Origin of the sequence: Kitasatospora sp. NPDC059462 (assembly GCF_042749955.1) — a bacterium.
Classification (GTDB): domain Bacteria; phylum Actinomycetota; class Actinomycetes; order Streptomycetales; family Streptomycetaceae; genus Kitasatospora.
In genome coordinates this window covers 109,366-125,466 of sequence record NZ_JBHYUU010000002.1, presented here as the reverse complement: position 1 = coordinate 125,466, position 16,101 = coordinate 109,366, and the positions used below count along the sequence as shown (strand labels likewise).

Annotated in this window: 16 protein-coding genes; 11 read left to right on the top strand and 5 right to left on the bottom strand. The window is 74.4% G+C overall.

The window, feature by feature from the left end; genetic code table 11:
- Positions 1–78 precede the first annotated feature (78 nt).
- Positions 79–1,872 (bottom strand): AMP-dependent synthetase/ligase, encoded by a 1,794-nt coding sequence (locus tag ACFXAM_RS01295; protein WP_380286887.1) that lies wholly within the window; start codon positions 1,870–1,872, stop codon positions 79–81.
- A gap of 341 nt (positions 1,873–2,213) precedes the next feature.
- On the opposite strand from ACFXAM_RS01295, the gene ACFXAM_RS01290 reads away from it, so the two are divergent.
- The 6 genes from ACFXAM_RS01290 to ACFXAM_RS01265 all read left to right on the top strand — a co-directional run bounded on the left by ACFXAM_RS01290 (position 2,214) and on the right by ACFXAM_RS01265 (position 6,444).
- Complete coding sequence (locus ACFXAM_RS01290) at positions 2,214–2,669, top strand: SRPBCC family protein (RefSeq protein ID WP_380286886.1); 456 nt, start codon at positions 2,214–2,216, stop codon at positions 2,667–2,669.
- Between the two features lie 34 nt (positions 2,670–2,703).
- On the top strand, positions 2,704–3,876 hold the full coding sequence (locus ACFXAM_RS01285; RefSeq protein ID WP_380286885.1) for an ArsA family ATPase: 1,173 nt from the start codon (positions 2,704–2,706) through the stop codon (positions 3,874–3,876).
- Positions 3,877–3,974: 98 nt separating this feature from the next.
- Positions 3,975–4,349 (top strand): DUF5304 family protein, encoded by a 375-nt coding sequence (locus ACFXAM_RS01280; protein ID WP_380286884.1) that lies wholly within the window; start codon positions 3,975–3,977, stop codon positions 4,347–4,349.
- Positions 4,350–4,541: 192 nt separating this feature from the next.
- Positions 4,542–5,486 carry an ROK family glucokinase gene (locus ACFXAM_RS01275; protein WP_380286883.1) on the top strand — a complete coding sequence of 315 codons (945 nt, stop codon included), beginning with the start codon at positions 4,542–4,544 and terminating at the stop codon, positions 5,484–5,486.
- A 74-nt stretch (positions 5,487–5,560) separates the two neighbouring features.
- The gene (locus tag ACFXAM_RS01270; protein ID WP_380286882.1) at positions 5,561–5,689 is read left to right on the top strand and encodes a hypothetical protein; all 129 of its coding nucleotides are present in this window, start codon (positions 5,561–5,563) and stop codon (positions 5,687–5,689) included.
- Positions 5,686–6,444, top strand: a complete 759-nt coding sequence (locus tag ACFXAM_RS01265; protein WP_380286881.1) for an endonuclease/exonuclease/phosphatase family protein — start codon at positions 5,686–5,688, stop codon at positions 6,442–6,444. Before ACFXAM_RS01270 ends, ACFXAM_RS01265 begins: the two co-directional genes overlap by 4 nt.
- An 8-nt stretch (positions 6,445–6,452) precedes the next feature.
- Here ACFXAM_RS01265 and ACFXAM_RS01260 read toward each other — a convergent pair whose 3' ends face one another.
- Together ACFXAM_RS01260 and ACFXAM_RS01255 are read right to left on the bottom strand one after the other, a co-directional pair.
- Positions 6,453–7,274, bottom strand: coding sequence for a hypothetical protein (locus ACFXAM_RS01260; RefSeq protein WP_380286880.1), 822 nt, complete (start codon positions 7,272–7,274; stop codon positions 6,453–6,455).
- Between the two features lie 10 nt (positions 7,275–7,284).
- On the bottom strand, positions 7,285–8,079 hold the full coding sequence (locus ACFXAM_RS01255; RefSeq protein WP_380286879.1) for an alpha/beta hydrolase: 795 nt from the start codon (positions 8,077–8,079) through the stop codon (positions 7,285–7,287).
- A 266-nt stretch (positions 8,080–8,345) separates the two neighbouring features.
- On the opposite strand from ACFXAM_RS01255, the gene ACFXAM_RS01250 reads away from it, so the two are divergent.
- Genes ACFXAM_RS01250 through ACFXAM_RS01240 form a run of 3 tightly spaced genes read left to right on the top strand, consistent with a single transcriptional unit; the run spans position 8,346 to position 11,215 of the window.
- On the top strand, positions 8,346–9,164 hold the full coding sequence (locus ACFXAM_RS01250) for a lysophospholipid acyltransferase family protein (RefSeq protein ID WP_380286892.1): 819 nt from the start codon (positions 8,346–8,348) through the stop codon (positions 9,162–9,164).
- Between the two features lie 38 nt (positions 9,165–9,202).
- The gene (gene macS, locus ACFXAM_RS01245; protein WP_380286877.1) at positions 9,203–10,453 is read left to right on the top strand and encodes a MacS family sensor histidine kinase; all 1,251 of its coding nucleotides are present in this window, start codon (positions 9,203–9,205) and stop codon (positions 10,451–10,453) included.
- 51 nt (positions 10,454–10,504) lie between these two features.
- Complete coding sequence (locus tag ACFXAM_RS01240) at positions 10,505–11,215, top strand: response regulator (RefSeq protein ID WP_380286875.1); 711 nt, start codon at positions 10,505–10,507, stop codon at positions 11,213–11,215.
- A gap of 48 nt (positions 11,216–11,263) precedes the next feature.
- Here ACFXAM_RS01240 and ACFXAM_RS01235 read toward each other — a convergent pair whose 3' ends face one another.
- A complete protein-coding gene (locus ACFXAM_RS01235) occupies positions 11,264–13,246 on the bottom strand; it encodes an anthranilate synthase family protein (protein ID WP_380286874.1) in 1,983 nt (660 codons plus the stop codon).
- 306 nt (positions 13,247–13,552) lie between these two features.
- Between ACFXAM_RS01235 and ACFXAM_RS01230 the strand changes: the two genes are divergently transcribed.
- Together ACFXAM_RS01230 and ACFXAM_RS01225 are read left to right on the top strand one after the other, a co-directional pair.
- Positions 13,553–14,890, top strand: coding sequence for a class II 3-deoxy-7-phosphoheptulonate synthase (locus tag ACFXAM_RS01230; RefSeq protein ID WP_380286873.1), 1,338 nt, complete (start codon positions 13,553–13,555; stop codon positions 14,888–14,890).
- 197 nt (positions 14,891–15,087) lie between these two features.
- Complete coding sequence (locus ACFXAM_RS01225) at positions 15,088–15,354, top strand: bacterioferritin-associated ferredoxin (RefSeq protein WP_380286872.1); 267 nt, start codon at positions 15,088–15,090, stop codon at positions 15,352–15,354.
- A gap of 34 nt (positions 15,355–15,388) precedes the next feature.
- On the opposite strand, the gene bfr is transcribed toward ACFXAM_RS01225, so the two are convergent.
- Positions 15,389–15,868: a bacterioferritin gene (gene bfr, locus ACFXAM_RS01220; protein ID WP_380286871.1), complete on the bottom strand. Its 480-nt coding sequence runs from the start codon at positions 15,866–15,868 to the stop codon at positions 15,389–15,391.
- Between the last annotated feature and the right edge of the window lie 233 nt (positions 15,869–16,101).

Below are 16,101 nucleotides of genomic sequence, written 5' to 3'. Positions count from 1 at the left end.
CGGCCCCCCGGGGGGTGGCCGGGGCGGCCCCCCCCCACCTTACGGGGGGGGGCCCCCCCCGGCGGCTCGGGGGAGCGGCTACCTCCGGTAGATCGCCTCGACGTCGGCCGCGAAGTCCTTCAGCACGACGTTGCGCTTGAGCTTCAGCGAGGGCGTCAGATGGCCGCTCTCCTCGGAGAAGACGGTGTCGAGCAGCCGGAACTTCTTCACCGCCTCGGCGTGCGAGACGGCCGCGTTGCCGTCGTCCACCGCCGTCTGCAGGGCGGCCAGCAGGTCCGGGTCCTCGCGCAGGTCGGCCACCGTGGCACCGGCGGGCTTGCCGTTCAGCTCCTTCCACTTGGGGAAGAAGTCCTCGTCGACGGTGATCAGGCAGGCCACGAAGGGCTTGCGGTCGCCGACCACCATGACCTCGCCGACCAGGGCGTGCGCCCGGATCCGGTCCTCGATCACCGCCGGGGCGACGTTCTTGCCGCCCGCGGTGACGATGATCTCCTTCTTGCGGCCGGTGATGGCGAGGTAGCCCTCGTCGTCCAGCGAGCCGAGGTCGCCGGTGGCGATCCAGCCGTCCTTGAGCGTCTCGGCGGTGGCCTGCGGGTTGTTCCAGTAGCCGGTGAAGACGTGCGGGCCCTTGAAGAAGACCTCGCCGTCCTCGGCGATCCGCACCGAGGCGCCGGGGACCGGCTGGCCGACCGTGCCGATCTTCGGCTTGTCCCACGGGTTGAAGGCGGTGGCCGCGCAGGTCTCGGTCAGACCGTAGCCCTCCAGCACGGTGAAGCCGATGCCCCGGTAGAAGTGGCCGAGCCGCTCGCCGAGCGGGGCGCCGCCGGAGATCGCGTGGGTGGCCCGGCCGCCGAGCGCGGCCCGCAGCTTGCTGTAGACCAGCTTGTCGAAGACGGCGTGCTTGAGCCTGAGCAGCAGCCCGGCGCCGCCCGCGTCCAGCGCCCGGCTGTAGGCGATCGCGGTGTCGGCGGCCTTGTCGAAGATCTTGCCCTTGCCGTCGGCCTGCGCCTTGGCCCGCGCCGTGTTGTACACCTTCTCGAACACCCGGGGCACGCCCAGGATCAGGGTCGGCCTGAACGCGGCCAGCTCGGCCGTGACGTCCCGGATGTCGGAGACGTGGCCGAGCTTGATCGGGGCCATCGCCGGGGCGATCTCGGCGATCCGGGCGAGCACGTGGGCCAGCGGCAGGAAGAGCAGGACGGAGCTCTCGCCGGTGCGGAACAGCGGCGCCAGCCGCTCCACCACGTTGCCGCACTCGGCCAGGAAGTTGCCGTGCGTCAGCTGACAGCCCTTCGGGCGCCCGGTGGTGCCCGAGGTGTAGACGATGGTGGCGATCGAGTCCGGGCCCGCCGTCGAGCGGCGCTCGGTGACGGTCGCGTCCTCGACCCCGCGGCCCGACTCGGCCAGCGCGGCGAGCGCGGTGCCCTCGATCTGCCAGCTGTGCCTCAGCTCCGGCAGGCGGTCGCGGACCTCGGCGACCACCGCGCTGTGCGTCGCGGCCTCGGTGAACACGGCGACCGCCCCGGAGTCGCCGAGGATCCACTCGACCTGCTCGGCGGAGGAGGTCTCGTACACCGGCACGGTGATCGCGCCGGCCGTCCAGATCGCGAAGTCCAGCAGCGTCCACTCGTACCGGGTGCGGGACATGATGCCCACCCGGTCGCCCGGCTCGATGCCCGCGGCGATCAGGCCCTTCGCGGCGGCGTGCACCTCGACCAGGAACTGGGCGGCGGTCAACTCCTGCCACCGGCCGTCCACCTTGCGGCTCAGCACCGCGACGTCCGGGTGCCGCTCGGCGTTCTGGACCACGAGGTCGGAGAGGTTACCGCCGCTCGGTACCTGGTAGAGGGCCGGAAGGCTGAAGTCGAGCAAGACTGCTCCTCGTTCGCGACGCTGCGGGACGGCAGGACGTTACTGCCCGGTAGGCAGCTTCGACCAGGGGGGTCGGCTCCGGTGTTCGAAGTGTCACACCTTGACCCGTCCGACCAGGTCGGGACCGGGTCGTTCGAATGGCACCCTACGGCAGCCCGCAGGTGACCGGCCGGTAGCCGCCGGGCGGGCCACGCACGCCCCGCCCGTCGCCGGAGCCCGGGCCCTTCAGGGGTGCACCGCGGCACGGGCCGGATCGTGCGGCGCGGTAGCCTGCTCCGGGTGCACCCGGCCGAGCAGGCTCGGCCGGACCAGCAGCAAGGGACGACGCGGAGGGCCATTCCATGGCGGAGCACACCAGGTCGAGCATCACCATCGACGCGACCCCGGCGACGGTCATGGCCGTGATCGCCGACTTCGCCGCCTACCCGGCCTGGACCGGTGAGGTCAAGGAGATCGAGGTCCTGGAGAGCGCGGCGGACGGCCGCGCCGCCCAGGTCCGGCTGGTGCTCGACGCCGGCGCCATCCGCGACGAGCACGTGCTCGCCTACACCTGGGACGGCGACCGCGAGTGCGCCTGGACCCTGGTGCGCAGCCAGATGCTCCGCTCGCTCGACGGCTCCTACACCCTGGCCCCGCTGGGCGCCGACCGCACCGAGGTCACCTACCAGCTCGCCGTCGACGTCAAGATCCCGATGCTCGGCATGATCAAGCGCAAGGCCGAGAAGGTCATCATCGACCGGGCCCTGGCCGGTCTGAAGAAGCGCGTCGAGGACACCGCCGCCGGCAAGGCGCTCTGAGCGCGGCGGCACGGACGAACGGGGGCGGCACGGCATGACGGCGACTCGCACCATCCTGGTCAGCGGCGACCGGGCGGCGCCCGTGGTGGCCGCCGCCACCGCGCTGCACGCCGCCCGCCGGGGCCTGCGCACCGTCCTGCTGGCCGCCGACGACCCCCACCGCACCCTGGACGCCGCCCTCGGCGTCCGGCTGGAGGCCGCGCCGACCGCGTACGCCCCCGGCCTGACCGTCGCCCGGACCGACGAGCAGGCCGCCTTCCGGCACGCCCTCGGCGAGATCGGCGGCCGGCTGAAGCCCGCGCTCGACCTGCTCGGCGCCGACCCGCTCGACCCCGAGGAGCTCACCTCCCTGCCCGGCACCGCCCGGCTCGCCCTGCTGCGCGCGCTGCCCGCGGCCGACGCGGACGTCCTGGTGGTGCTCGCCCCGCCGCCCGCCGACCTCATCGCCACCCTCGCGCTGCCCGAACAGTTGGAGCGCTACCTGGCCCGGCTCGTCCCCGAGCAGCGCCAGGCCGCCCGGGCGCTGCGCCCGCTGCTGGCCGGCCTCGCCGGGGTGCCGATGCCCGCCGACTGGCTTTACGAGGCGCGCGGAAAGGCGGCCGGCACACTCGCCGCCGCGCGCGCCGCGATCACCGCGCCCGGCACCAGCGTCCGCCTGGTCACCTCCGCCGACGCCCACCCCTTCGACGAACTGCGCCGGATCCGCGCCGGACTGGCCCTGCACGGCCACCTCCCGGACGCCGTGGTGGTGCACGGCGTGCTGCCGGACGCCGCGACCGGCTCGCCCGACCCCTGGCTGGCCGCCCTGGCCCGCCGCCGGCAGGACGAACTGGCCGCGCTGGCCGCCGGCTGCGCGGACCTCCCGGTGCTCACCACCGGGCCCGCCGAGGCCACCCCGGAGGCCGTCGCCGACCGCCTCTACGGCACCGGCCCGGGCCCCGGGCCGCGTCCGGCCGGGCCCTGGACCGTCGAGGACCGGCTGGCCTCCGACGGCCTGCTCGTCTGGCACCTGGACCTGCCCGGTGCCGACCGCGCCGACCTCGACCTGGTGCGGCGCGGCGACGAACTGGTGGTCGGCCTCGGCGCCCACCGGCGGGTGCTCACCCTGCCCTCGGCGCTGCGCCGCTGCACGGTCGCCGGCGCGGGACTGCACGACGGCGTCCTCGCCGTCCGCTTCACCCCCGACCCCGCCCTGTGGCCCCGTTAGCCCGCACCCGTTCGGGGGCCGGGCCCCCGTCCCGGTCCGGTAGCGTCGGGGCGGGTGGCCGCGGGTGCGGCCGCCGCTGCTGAGGAGGCGTGCGCGAGATGACCACCACGGACCGGACCGAGCCCACCGCCGAACAGGACGGGAGCCCGCACCCGTTCGGCCCGGAGCTGGGCCCGCTGGTGGACGAGGTGCGCCGGTTCGCCTCCGTCGTCGGCGAGAAGGCCCAGGAGGCGAGCGCCGGGACCCTGATCTCGCTGGCCGGGCTGGCCGACCGGCTGCGCGAGAAGCAGCCCGAGGTCTACGGCCACCTCGCCGCCGCCGGCACCGGTCTGGCCGCCGCCGGCTCCGAACTGCTGGCCGCCTACCGGGCCGCGGTCGCCGGCCACGAGCACCGCTGGACCGCGGGCGCCCCGGCCCGCAGCGAGCGGGTGGACCTGGACGACACGCCTGAGGACCCGTCCGACAAGCAGTGAACCCCTGACGCCCCCGGGGGCGTGTTCCGGCTTCACCCTGCGACGCCACGGCCGAAAATGTACGACTTTTGAAGGGGCTCGGCCGGGTTGGCGCCGTATTGTCTTCGGTTAATGTAGGCGGCGGTGTGTACGGGGGCATGGTTGGGCGGTACCGTTCCGTCCAGCGGGAACGAGTGAATAGCTGAGGGACACATGGCTCTGACCATCGGCGTCGACGTCGGCGGGACCAAGATCGCGGCAGGTGTGGTCGACGAGGCCGGCGAGATCCTCGCCCGGACCAGGGTGCCCACCCCGGCCGACCCGCAGTGGGCGGTCGACGCGATCGCGCAGGCCGTGCGCGAGCTCAAGGAGCAGTACCCCGACGTCACCGCGGCCGGCGTCGGCGCCCCCGGCTTCGTCGACCGCAACCGCTCGACGGTGATCTTCGCCCCCAACATCGCCTGGGAGGACGAGCCCCTGCGCGGCCGGATCGAGGAGCTCACCGGCCTGCCCGCGGTCATCGAGAACGACGCCAACTGCGCCGCCTGGGCCGAGTACCGGTTCGGCGCGGGCACCGGCCACGAGGACATGGTGCTGATCACCGTCGGCACCGGCATCGGCGGCGGCCTCGTCCTGGACGGCCGGCTGCACCGCGGCCGGTTCGGGGTGGCCGGCGAGATCGGCCACCTCAACATGGTCCCGGACGGCCTGCCCTGCGGCTGCGGCGGCAAGGGCTGCTGGGAGCAGTACGGCTCCGGCCGGGCGCTGCGCCGCTACGGCCGCGAGCGCTCCGCCGCCGACCCGCTGCGCGGCAAGCGGATGCTGGAGCTCAACGACGGCGTCGCCGAGACGATCCGCGGCATCCACATCACCCAGGCCGCCGAGGAGGGCGACCCGCTCGCCCTGGAGTGCTACGCCGAGCTGGCCGACTGGCTGGGCCGGGGGATGGCCGACCTCGCGGCGCTCTTCGACCCGGGCGTCTTCGTGCTCGGCGGCGGCGTCTCCGACTCCGGCCGGCTGCTGCTCGACCCGGTCGCCAAGGCGTTCGAGCACTACCTGACCGGCGGGGTACACCGTCCGCGCGCCGAGGTGGTGCTCGCCTCGACCGGCTCGGCCGCCGGCATCGCCGGCGCGGCCGACCTGGCCCGCACGGTCTGACCCGCCCGGTCTGACCCGCCCGCCCCGGCTCCACCGCGGCCCGTCCCTCCGCCCGGAGGGGCGGGCCGCGCCGCGTGCCGTCCTGCCGTACGGTCGTCACCGAGAGCGCCGAGAACGCCGAGAACGCCGAGAGCACCGAGGACACCGAGGACACCGAAGCCGCCGGGGACGTCCGGGGCGCCCGGGGGAGGACACCGCGATGACCACCGCACCCGCCGAACTGCCGCCGCCCGCGCCCGGCCGGCTGCGGCTGCTCAGCTACAACGTCCGCTCGCTGCGCGACGACCGCCGCGCGCTGGCCCGGGTGATCCGCGCCTGCGCGCCCGACCTCGTCTGCGTCCAGGAGTCACCGCGCTACTGGCGCCCCGAGGGGCAGGCCGGCGGGCTCGCCCGGCGGACCGGCACCGTGGTCCTCGCCGGCGGCGGCCGGACCGCCGCCGGGCCGCTGGTGCTCGGCCGCCCCGGCGTGCGGGTGCTGGCCGTCCACGACCGGCTGCTGCCGAAGACCCGCGGCCTGCACGCGCGCGGCTTCGCGACCGCGCTGGTCGAGGTTCCCGGTGCGGTGCCGTTCACCGTCACCAGCTGTCACCTCAGCCTGGACGCGGACGAGCGGCGGCGGCAGTTCGACCTGCTCGCCGGGCAGCTGCGGCACGCCGAACTCGGGGTGATCGCAGGGGACTTCAACGAGCACCCGGACGGCCCGGGCTGGCGGTCGCTGGCCGGCCGGCTCCAGGACGGGCACGTGGTGGCGCCCTGGGGCGGCGAGATGACGTCCGTCCCGGAGAACCCCTACCAGCGGCTGGACGCCGTCTTCGCCACGCCGGGCATCGAGGTGCTCGCCTGCGGGGTCCCGCACGGACTGCCCGGCGTCACCGGGGCCGACCTGCGGGCCGCCACCGACCACCTCCCGGTGCTCGCCGTCCTGCAGCTGCCCGTCACCGGGGAGCCGCGGCCGTAGCGGCGGGGTCAGACGACCGCGCCGCCGTGCGGGTCCTCGGGCTCGTCCTCGTCGCGCTCCTTCATCCGGACCACCAGCGTGGCGAAGCCGCCGAGGAAGGCGGCCACCCCGACCCAGGCGGGCCAGCCGGAGACCTCGCGCCAGACGACCGCGTCGAAGAGCAGCAGCGCCGGACCGCCGAGCACCGCGAGCCAGGCGAACTTGGCGGTGGTGTCGGCCGGCGGCAGCGGCGGCGGCTCGGGCGGCTCGAAGTGGCCGTCGTCGGTCTCCTCGGCCAGCTCGAAGTCGCGCGGGCCGGAGCCGGCGGCCGGCATGACCGGCCGGCCGGAGCGGGGGCGCGGCTGGGGCGCCAGGTCGGAGAGGTCGCCGGGCTCGCCGGGGCGGCCGTCGGGCTCCTTGAGGCCCTTGAGCTCGCCGCGCGCCCGGAGGTTCTCGATCTCCGGCCAGTTCGGGTTGTTGAGGTCGACCGGGTCGTCGAACTGGGCGATCAGCGCCGCGAAGATCTCGTCCTGCTCGGCCTGGCTGCGCTCGGGCGCGCGACGGGCCCGGGGCGACGGCCCGGCCGCGGTGCCCGTACCCCCCTCGCCGGCCGCCCCCGTCGCCGCGGGAGCGCCCGCCGCCCCGGAAGCCCCGGAACCCCCGGAAGCGCCGGACTCGCCGCCCGCCGGGGCGTCGTCGGCGGCGGCAGCGTCCGCCACCTTCTCGCCCGCCGGCCCGCGGCCCGTCTGCTCGCCGTCCGTCCGCCCGGCGCCCGGCCGTGCGCCGCCGGTGGCCGCACCCTCCTCGCGGGGCGTCTCGTCCTCGCCGCCCGCCGTGCTGCTCTCGTGCACTTCCGGCCCTTCAGCCTTGGTGGTGGTCGGATTTCGCCGGGGTGACGCCCGCCGCGTGCGCGGGCGCCAGCCGTCGGATGAAGTCCTGGGCGGTCGCGAATATTTCCGCCGCGTCGTGGTCCAGCGTCGCGACGTGGTAGCTGCGCTGGCACAGCCGCTCCGTCACATCGGTCGAGGATATCCGGGCCAGCACCAGCTCGGAGTTGGCCGCGGAGACCACGTGGTCCTGCGGGCTGCGGAAGAGCAGCACCGGCTGGGTCACCTGCGGCAGCCGCTGCTGGACCTCCTTCCACAGCCGGGCCAGCGACCAGGCGGCGTGCAGCGGCGTCCGGTCGTAGCCCAGCTCGACCGCGCCGGGCCGGGCGATGTCGTTGGCGACCCCGGGCAGGCTCGGGAGCAGGTGCCGCAGCACCGGCAGAATGACACTCGCGGGGTTGTCCGAGCGCACCGACGGGTTGACCAGCACCAGGCCGGCGACCGCGGGCCCGTGCACCGCGGCCAGCCGCAGCGCCAGCCCGCCGCCCATCGACAGCCCGACGACGAACACCCGCTCGCAGCGCGCCGTGAGGTCCAGCAGCTCCCGCTCGACCTCGGCGTACCAGTCCTCCCACCGGGTCGGCTGCATGTCCTGCCAGCGGGTCCCGTGGCCCGGCAGCAGCGGCAGCGAGACGGTGCAGCCGGCGGCGGCGAGGTCCTCCGCCCACGGCCGCAGCGACTGCGGCGAGCCGGTGAAGCCGTGGCAGAGCAGGACGCCCACCGCTCCGCCCCGGTGGCGGTACGGTTCGGCGCCGGGCAGCAGCGGCATGGCGGACTCCTTCGCGGGCGAGGACGCTGGAGGGTGGCGCTGGTTCGTACGGGGGCGTGCGGGGCGCGCCGGTGCGGGAGGCTGCGGAATCCGCATCGTCCCACGGGCCCGCCCGCTCCGTACACCCCCGCCGGGATCCCGGCCCGACGCCCCGTCACCCGGGGGCGGGACACCCCGTCGGGGCGGGGCGGGGCACGGGCGGACACCACGGGGCATTAGGATCGACCGGTCCGCAATACAGGAGGCCCGGGTTGTTCTACCGACTGATGAAGATGATCGTCGCGCCGCTGCTGCGGATCTTCTTCCGGCCGTGGATCGAGGGTGAGGAGAACATCCCCACCGAGGGTGCCGCGATCATCGCGAGCAACCACCTCTCCTTCTCGGACTCCTTCTTCTTCCCCGCGCTGATCAAGCGGCGGGTGACGTTCATCGCCAAGGCCGAGTACTTCACCACGCCGGGCATCAAGGGCCGGCTGACCGCCGCCTTCTTCAAGGGCGTCGGCCAGCTCCCGGTGGACCGCTCGGGCGTGCGCGGCGCCGGCGAGGCGGCGATCCGCTCGGCGATCGCCGTGCTGGACCGCGGCGAGCTGTTCGGCGTCTACCCGGAGGGCACCCGCTCGCCCGACGGCAAGCTCTACCGGGGCAAGGTCGGCGGCCTGGCCCGCGTCGCGCTGGCGACCGGCGCGCCGGTCATCCCGGTCGCGATGATCGACACCGAGAAGGTGCAGCCGCCCGGCCAGGTGATCCCGAACTTCGGCATCCGCCCGGGCATCCGGATCGGCCGCCCGCTGGACTTCTCCCGTTACCACGGCATGGAGAACGACCGCTTCATCCTCCGTTCGGTGACGGACGAGGTGATGTACGAGATCATGCGGCTCTCCGGCCAGGAGTACGTGGACATCTACGCGACGGCCGCCAAGCGCCAGATCTCCGAGGACAAGAAGAAGGCCGACGCCGAGCGCAAGGCCGTCCAGAAGGCCGAGCAGGCCGCCGCCAAGGCCGAGAAGGCCGAGGAGAAGGCGGAGGCGGAGAAGGCCGCGAAGGCCGAGCAGGAGCAGCAGGAGAAGGGGACCGGGCAGGCCTGAGCAGGGGCCGGCCGGTCGCCGGGGGGAGGACGGCAGGGATGACGGACGGCGGCAGATCCGGGCCCGCGCCCGGCACGGTCGGCGCGGCGGTGGCGGCGGGCGGCATGTCCGTCGAGCTGCCGCTCTGGCGGGCCATCTCCTTCTTCCGGGTGCTGGCGCTCTGCTACGCGCTGCTCCGGTACTTCGACTCCTACCTGCAGTTCGTCCACCCGGTCGCCGGCTGGATCTACCTCGGCGCGCTGACCCTCTGGACGCTCGCCTCCACCCGGGCCTTCTCCGGCCCGCACCGCTGCACCTGGTACGTGCTCGCCACCGACCTCGTCCTCGCCGTCACCGGCATCGTGATGAGCGGCATGATCGACGAGCCGTCCCGGATCAGCCACGGCGCGCCGACCCTGCCCACCATCTGGGCGGCCGGCACCGTGCTCGGCTTCGCCGGGCGGGGCGGCTGGCGCTGGGCGGCGGCCGCCGGTTCGGTGATCGGGGTGGCCAACATCCTCGGCCACGGCGGCCCGACCGGCGACAACATCCACAACATCGTCCTGCTGATGCTGGCCGGCTGCGCGATCGGCTACGTCATGGAACTCGCCCGGGCCAGCGAGGCGACGCTCACCCGGGCGCTCCAGGTCGAGGCGGCCACCCGGGAGCGCGAGCGGCTCTCCCGCGACATCCACGACGGCGTGCTGCAGGTGCTCGCGCTGGTCCAGCGCCGGGGCGCCGGGGCCCCGCCCGGCGCCGCCGCTCCGGCCGACGGCGCGGACCTCGCCGAGCTGGGGCGGCTGGCCGGCGAGCAGGAACGGGCGCTGCGGGCGCTGATGAGCGGCGGCCCGCTGCCCGGCCGGCGCGAGGCGGAGCAGCCGCAGCGGCCGGAGCAGCCGCAGGACCTGCGCGCCCTGCTCGCCCGGTACGCGGACGAGCGGGTCACGCTGTCCGCCCCCGGCACCCCGGTGCTGCTGCCGGCCCCGGCCGCCGGTGAGCTCGCCGCGGCCGTCGGCGCCGCGGTGGACAACGTCCGCAAGCACGCCGGTCCCGCGGCGCGGGCCTGGATCCTGCTGGAGGACGAGCCGCAGGCGGTCACCGTCTCGATCCGCGACGACGGTCCCGGCTTCGCGCCCGGGCGGCTCGGCGAGGCCGAGCGGGCCGGGCGGCTGGGCGTCTCCCAGTCGATCCGCGGCCGGCTGCGGGACCTCGGCGGAACCGCCGAGCTGTACTCGGCGCCCGGTGAGGGCGTCGAGGTGGAACTGACGGTCCCGCGCGCCGGCTCCGACGCCCCGGCCGGTCTCCGGTGAGCCCCGGGTGAGCCCCGCCGTGCCGACCCCTCCCCTGAAAGGGCCCCGAGCATGACCACCGAGCAGCCGATCGAGCAGCCGATCGACCGTCAGGCGCCCGCCGGGCGGCCGGTGCGGGTCATGGTGGTGGACGACCACCCGATGTGGCGCGACGCCGTCTCCCGCGACCTCGCCGAGGCCGGGCTGGACGTGGTGGCCACGGCCGGCGACGGCGAGGAGGCCGTCCGCCGGGCCCGCGCCTGCTCCCCGCAGGTCGTGGTGCTCGACCTCAACCTGCCCGCCCTGTCGGGCGCCGAGGTCTGCCGCCAGGTCGTCGCGCACGACCCGACGGTGCGCGTCCTGGTGCTCTCCGCCAGCGGTGAGCACGCGGACGTGCTGGAGGCGGTGAAGTCCGGCGCCACCGGCTACCTGGTGAAGTCGGCGGGGCGGGAGGAACTGCTGGACGCGGTGCGCCGCACCGCCGTCGGCGACGCGGTGTTCACCCCCGGCCTGGCCGGCCTGGTGCTCGGCGAGTTCCGCCGGCTGGCCGCCGAGCCGCCCGCCCCGGCCGCGCCGGTCGTCCCGCAGCTGACCGCCCGGGAGACCGAGGTGCTGCGGATGGTCGCCAAGGGCCTGTCGTACAAGCAGATCGCCGACCGGCTGGTGCTGTCGCACCGCACGGTGCAGAACCACGTCCAGAACACCCTGGGCAAGCTCCAGCTGCACAACCGGGTCGAGCTGGTCCGGTACGCGATCGAACAGGGGCTGGACGACGAGATCTGACGGCCGGCCGGGCGGGGAGCGCAAGCGGCGCCCCGCCCGGCGCGGCGGTCAGCGGGGCGCGGCCACCGCTTCGCGCAGCAGCCCGGCGACGATCTCCACGCCCTCCCGGGTGAGCACCGACTCCGGGTGGAACTGCAGCCCGGCGAAGCCCGGCCCGCGCAGCGCGTGGACGTCCCCGGTCAGCGGGTCGCGGGACACCTCGACGCCCTCGGCGGCCAGCCGGGCGGCGTCGGCGTCGTCGCAGCGGGCGGTGAAGGCGTTGTAGAAGCCGACCGTGCGCCGCGTCCCGAACAGCTCGATGCTCTCCTGCGCGCCCTGGTACGGCACCGCCTTGCGGACCAGCGGCAGCCCGAGCGCGGCGGACAGCAGCTGGTGGCTGAGGCAGACGGCGAGCAGCGGGGCGGTGCGCCGGCCCGCGCGGACGGCGGCCAGCGCGTCGGTGACGACCGGGCGCAGCACCGCCATCTTGGGATCGCCCCCGGCGGCCGGGTCGCCCGGGCCGGGGCCGAGCACCAGCGGGCCCCGGTGGGCGGCGACCCGCTCGCGCAGGCCCGGCTCGTCGTAGCGGACCACGGTGACCCGGTGGCCGAGCGAGGTCAGCAGGTGGGCGAGCATCGCGGTGAAGGTGTCCTCGCCGTCGACGACCAGGGTCTCCAGGTCCTCGGTGACCCGGGCCGGCTGCTGCATCCGCAGCCAGAACGGGGCGAGCCCGGCCCGCCGGGCGTCCAGCGCGGCCTGGACGCGGTGGTCGTCGGCCAGCCGCGGGCCGTTCGGGCCGGCCGGGCGGTCGGGGGCCGGGCGGGCGCCGATCGCGGTGAGCACCCCGGCGGCCTTGGCGTGGGTCTCGGCGACCTCGGAGAGCGGGTCGGAGTGGCGCACCAGGGTCGCGCCGACCCGGACGGCGAGCCGGCCGGTGGCCGGGTCGATGTCGGCGGTGCGGATGCAGATCGGCGAGTCCAGCAGCTGGCCGCCGCTGGCCGAGCGGCCGATCAGGGCGAGCGCGCCGGAGTAGTAGCCGCGCCCGCCGCGCTCGTAGCGCTTGATCACCCGGGTGGCGTTCTGCACCGGGCTGCCGGTGACGGTGGCGGCGAACATCGTCTCCTTGAGCACCTCGCGGACGTCCAGCGAGGTGCGGCCGCGCAGCTCGTACTCGGTGTGCGCGAGGTGGGACATCTCCTTGAGCCGGGGGCCGAGCACCTGGCCGCCGAGGTCGCCGACGGTGCACATCATCTTGAGCTCCTCGTCGACCACCATGGTCAGCTCCTCCAGCTCCTTGGGGTCGTGGAGGAAGGCGAGCAGCGAGTCGAGGCCGGCGCCGGAGGCCGGGTAGCGGTAGGTGCCGGAGATCGGGTTCATCACGACCGTCCCGCCGCTCTGCCGGACGTGCACCTCGGGGGAGGCGCCGACCAGGCAGCGGCCCGGCAGGCCGTCGGCCGGACGCTCGCCGGTGTGCACCAGGAAGGTCCAGTAGGCGCCGCGCTCCTGCTCCAGCAGCCGGCCGAACAGGGTGAGCGCGAGCGCGGGCGAGCAATGTCCGTCACCGGCTCCGCCGGGGGCCTCCAGCGTCGCGGTGAAGTCGCGGCGGATGACGAAGTTGGCGCCCTCGCCGCGGCCGATCTCCTCCTCGATCACCCGGCGGACGATCTCGGCGTACTCGGCGTCGTCGACGTCGAAGCCGCCGCCGCTCAGCGTGACCGGCAGCCGGGGGAGCGCGGCGGCGACCTCGGCGAGCGGCAGGGCGTACTGCTCGGTGACGGCGAGGGCCCGGAGCGGGGTGGCGTCGTCGTGCGCCTCGAAGCCGCGCTCGCGGATCTGCCGGTAGGGGACGAGCGCGAGCAGGTCGTGCACGGGGCCGTCGGCGGGGACGCCGTGGCGGACCGGGAGGTCGGCCAGCCGCTCGTAGGCGTCGACGGTGCCGATCAGGACCTCGACGGTGTCCGGCGCGGTGCGCGGGGTGCGGCGGTGCAGCAGGGCGAAGGCCGGTGCGTCGGCGGCGGTGAGACGGGCGAGCAGGTCGGCGGCGCTGGTCACGGTAACGGCGTTCCTTCCGGGTGGCTTGCGGCGGTGGGGGATCCGCTCCCGGGAGGGCTGTCGGCCGGCTGGAGAAAGCCGACGGCCGCCCCGAGGGGCGGCCGGTCGTCTGCGTCTAGGAACGCGCGGGCTGTGGGCCACCCAGGGGGTCGGCCCACCACCAGGAGGAGGTGTGCGGCGTGTTCACGGGCCCGAGCCTAGCGGATGCCGGCCGGGAGTGAGGCCGGTCACCCGAATGTCCGCAAGGTGTCTCACCCCTCGGGCGGTGGTCACGAATCGGTTGTCGCACCCCGTAGCCTTGAGCCCGTGACCGTGACGAATCCCCACTCCTGGCAGTCCCTGCCCGCGGCGCAGCAGCCTGAATGGCCGGACCAAGAGGCTCTGCGCAAGACCCTTGCCGAGCTCGCCTCGTATCCGCCGCTCGTCTTCGCGGGCGAGTGCGACCAGCTGCGCGCCCGGCTCGGTGCCGTGGCCCGTGGTGAGGCGTTCCTGCTGCAGGGCGGTGACTGCGCCGAGGCCTTCGACGGTGTCTCGGCGGAGCACATCCGCAACAAGCTGAAGACCCTGCTGCAGATGGCGGCCGTGCTGACGTACGCGGCCTCGGTGCCGGTCGTCAAGGTCGGCCGCATCGCCGGCCAGTACTCCAAGCCGCGCTCCAAGTCGACCGAGACCCGCGACGGCGTGACCCTGCCGGTCTACCGGGGCGACTCGGTGAACGGCTTCGAGTTCACCCCCGAGTCCCGGATCCCGGACCCGGAGCGCCTGAAGCGGATGTACAACGCCTCCGCCGCGACGCTCAACCTGGTGCGCGCCTTCACCACCGGTGGCTACGCCGACCTGCGCCAGGTGCACGCCTGGAACCAGGACTTCGTGCGCAACTCGCCGGCCGGCCAGCGCTACGAGCAGCTCGCCCGCGAGATCGACAACGCGCTGGCGTTCATGAACGCCTGCGGCGTGGCGCCGGAGGAGTTCAGGACGGTCGAGTTCTTCTCGTCCCACGAGGCGCTGATCCTGGACTACGAGACCGCGCTGACCCGCGTGGACTCGCGCACCGGCGAGCTGTACGACGTCTCCGGCCACATGGTGTGGATCGGCGAGCGCACCCGCCAGCTGGACCACGCGCACATCGAGTTCGCCTCGAAGATCCGCAACCCGATCGGCGTGAAGCTCGGCCCGACCACCTCGGTCGACGAGGCGCTGACCCTGATCGAGAAGCTGGACCCGGAGCGCGAGCCCGGCCGGCTCACCTTCATCACCCGGATGGGCGCGGGCAAGGTCCGCGACCACCTGCCGGCCCTGGTGGAGAAGGTCACCGCCTCCGGCGCGCAGCCGGTCTGGATCTGCGACCCGATGCACGGCAACACCTTCGAGGCGTCCAGCGGTCACAAGACCCGCCGCTTCGACGACGTGCTCGACGAGGTCAAGGGCTTCTTCGAGGTGCACCGCGCGCTCGGCACCCACCCGGGCGGCATCCACGTGGAGCTGACCGGCGACGACGTCACCGAGTGCGTCGGCGGCGGCGACGAGGTGCTGGTCGACGACCTGCACCAGCGCTACGAGACGGCCTGCGACCCGCGGCTCAACCGCAGCCAGTCGCTGGACCTGGCGTTCCTGGTCGCCGAGATGTACCGCGGCGGCAACTGACCGGCCACGGACCGGCGCCCGCGGGCGCTCCGACTGTGACAGAAGCCTCCCCCGCCCGGGGTTCTCCCGGGCGGGGGAGGCTTTTGCGTACCCGGCACGGCCGGGTAAGGTGAGGCTTAGTGAACTGAGGCTTGCCTTAGTCAAGATCCGCTCCGCTTCACCGCTTCACCCCGGGAGAGACCGCAATGTACGTGTGCATGTGCCATGCGGTCACCGAGGACCAGGTGAAGCAGGCGATCGACGGCGGTGCCAACACCCCCCGCCAGATCGCCAAGGGCTGCAAGGCCGGGACCGACTGCGGTTCCTGCGTGCGGCGGATCCAGGCCCTGCTCGGCGAGCACGGCGCCCGGCCCTGCCCGACCGCCCGGCTCGCCGCCAGGCTGGGCCTGGCCGACCCGGAGGCCGGGGTCGCGTCCGCCGCCGCTCCGTCGGTGCCGGCGCGGGCGCCGCTGCGCGCGGCCTGACCGGAGCCCCGGGCCGGGGCGGTGCCGGAGCCGGTCAGGACTCCGGCTGCTCGATCAGCTGGGCGATGTAGAGCGCCTCCCCGAGCTTCTCGACCAGTTCGAGCTGGGTGTCGAGGTAGTCGATGTGCTCCTCCTCGTCCGCCAGGATCGACTCGAAGATGTTGGCCGAGGTGATGTCGTTCTTGGCCCGCATCACCACGATCCCGCGCTTCAGCCGGTCGATCGCCTCGACCTCGACCTGCCGGTCGGCCTCGAACATCTCCTTGACCGTCTGGCCGATCCGGACGTGGAAGAGCCGCTGGTAGTTGGGCAGCCCGTCGAGGAAGAGGATGCGGTCGGTGAGCACCTCGGCGTGCTTCATCTCGTCGAAGGACTCGTGCCGGGTGTACTTGGCGAGCTTCGTCCAGCCGAAGTTCTCCTGCATCTTGGCGTGCAGGAAGTACTGGTTGATTGCGGTCAGCTCGGCGGTGAGCTGTTCGTTGAGGAACTCGATGACCTCTGCGTCGCCCTTCATGGCGCTGCCTTCCTGCTCGCGTGCGGGACCGGGACCGTTTACCCTCCGGCGTCGGCTCCAGGCATCCTGGCACCGAGATGGGACGAAATTCCAGTAAGTTCACACTCACTAGGACATGTGTCGGAATATCCGATTTGCCCCGCGCGTGAGGTGGCACGCGAGAGGAGGGCGCTCCGCTGTTGACCCGTGCGAGCGGGCGCACGAGGTGATGAAGGGGCGCGCACCGGGCGTCG

Excerpts from the sequence above, each read along its gene's own strand:
- ACFXAM_RS01290 (WP_380286886.1), top strand. The coding sequence starts at position 2,214 with ATGGCGGAGCACACCAGGTCGAGCATCACCATCGACGCGACCCCGGCG.
- ACFXAM_RS01285 (WP_380286885.1), top strand. The coding sequence starts at position 2,704 with ATGACGGCGACTCGCACCATCCTGGTCAGCGGCGACCGGGCGGCGCCC.
- ACFXAM_RS01280 (WP_380286884.1), top strand. The coding sequence starts at position 3,975 with ATGACCACCACGGACCGGACCGAGCCCACCGCCGAACAGGACGGGAGC.
- ACFXAM_RS01275 (WP_380286883.1), top strand. The coding sequence starts at position 4,542 with ATGGCTCTGACCATCGGCGTCGACGTCGGCGGGACCAAGATCGCGGCA.
- ACFXAM_RS01265 (WP_380286881.1), top strand. The coding sequence starts at position 5,686 with ATGACCACCGCACCCGCCGAACTGCCGCCGCCCGCGCCCGGCCGGCTG.
- ACFXAM_RS01255 (WP_380286879.1), bottom strand. The coding sequence starts at position 8,079 with ATGCCGCTGCTGCCCGGCGCCGAACCGTACCGCCACCGGGGCGGAGCG.
- ACFXAM_RS01250 (WP_380286892.1), top strand. The coding sequence starts at position 8,346 with ATGAAGATGATCGTCGCGCCGCTGCTGCGGATCTTCTTCCGGCCGTGG.
- macS (WP_380286877.1), top strand. The coding sequence starts at position 9,203 with ATGACGGACGGCGGCAGATCCGGGCCCGCGCCCGGCACGGTCGGCGCG.
- ACFXAM_RS01240 (WP_380286875.1), top strand. The coding sequence starts at position 10,505 with ATGACCACCGAGCAGCCGATCGAGCAGCCGATCGACCGTCAGGCGCCC.
- ACFXAM_RS01225 (WP_380286872.1), top strand. The coding sequence starts at position 15,088 with ATGTGCCATGCGGTCACCGAGGACCAGGTGAAGCAGGCGATCGACGGC.
- bfr (WP_380286871.1), bottom strand. The coding sequence starts at position 15,868 with ATGAAGGGCGACGCAGAGGTCATCGAGTTCCTCAACGAACAGCTCACC.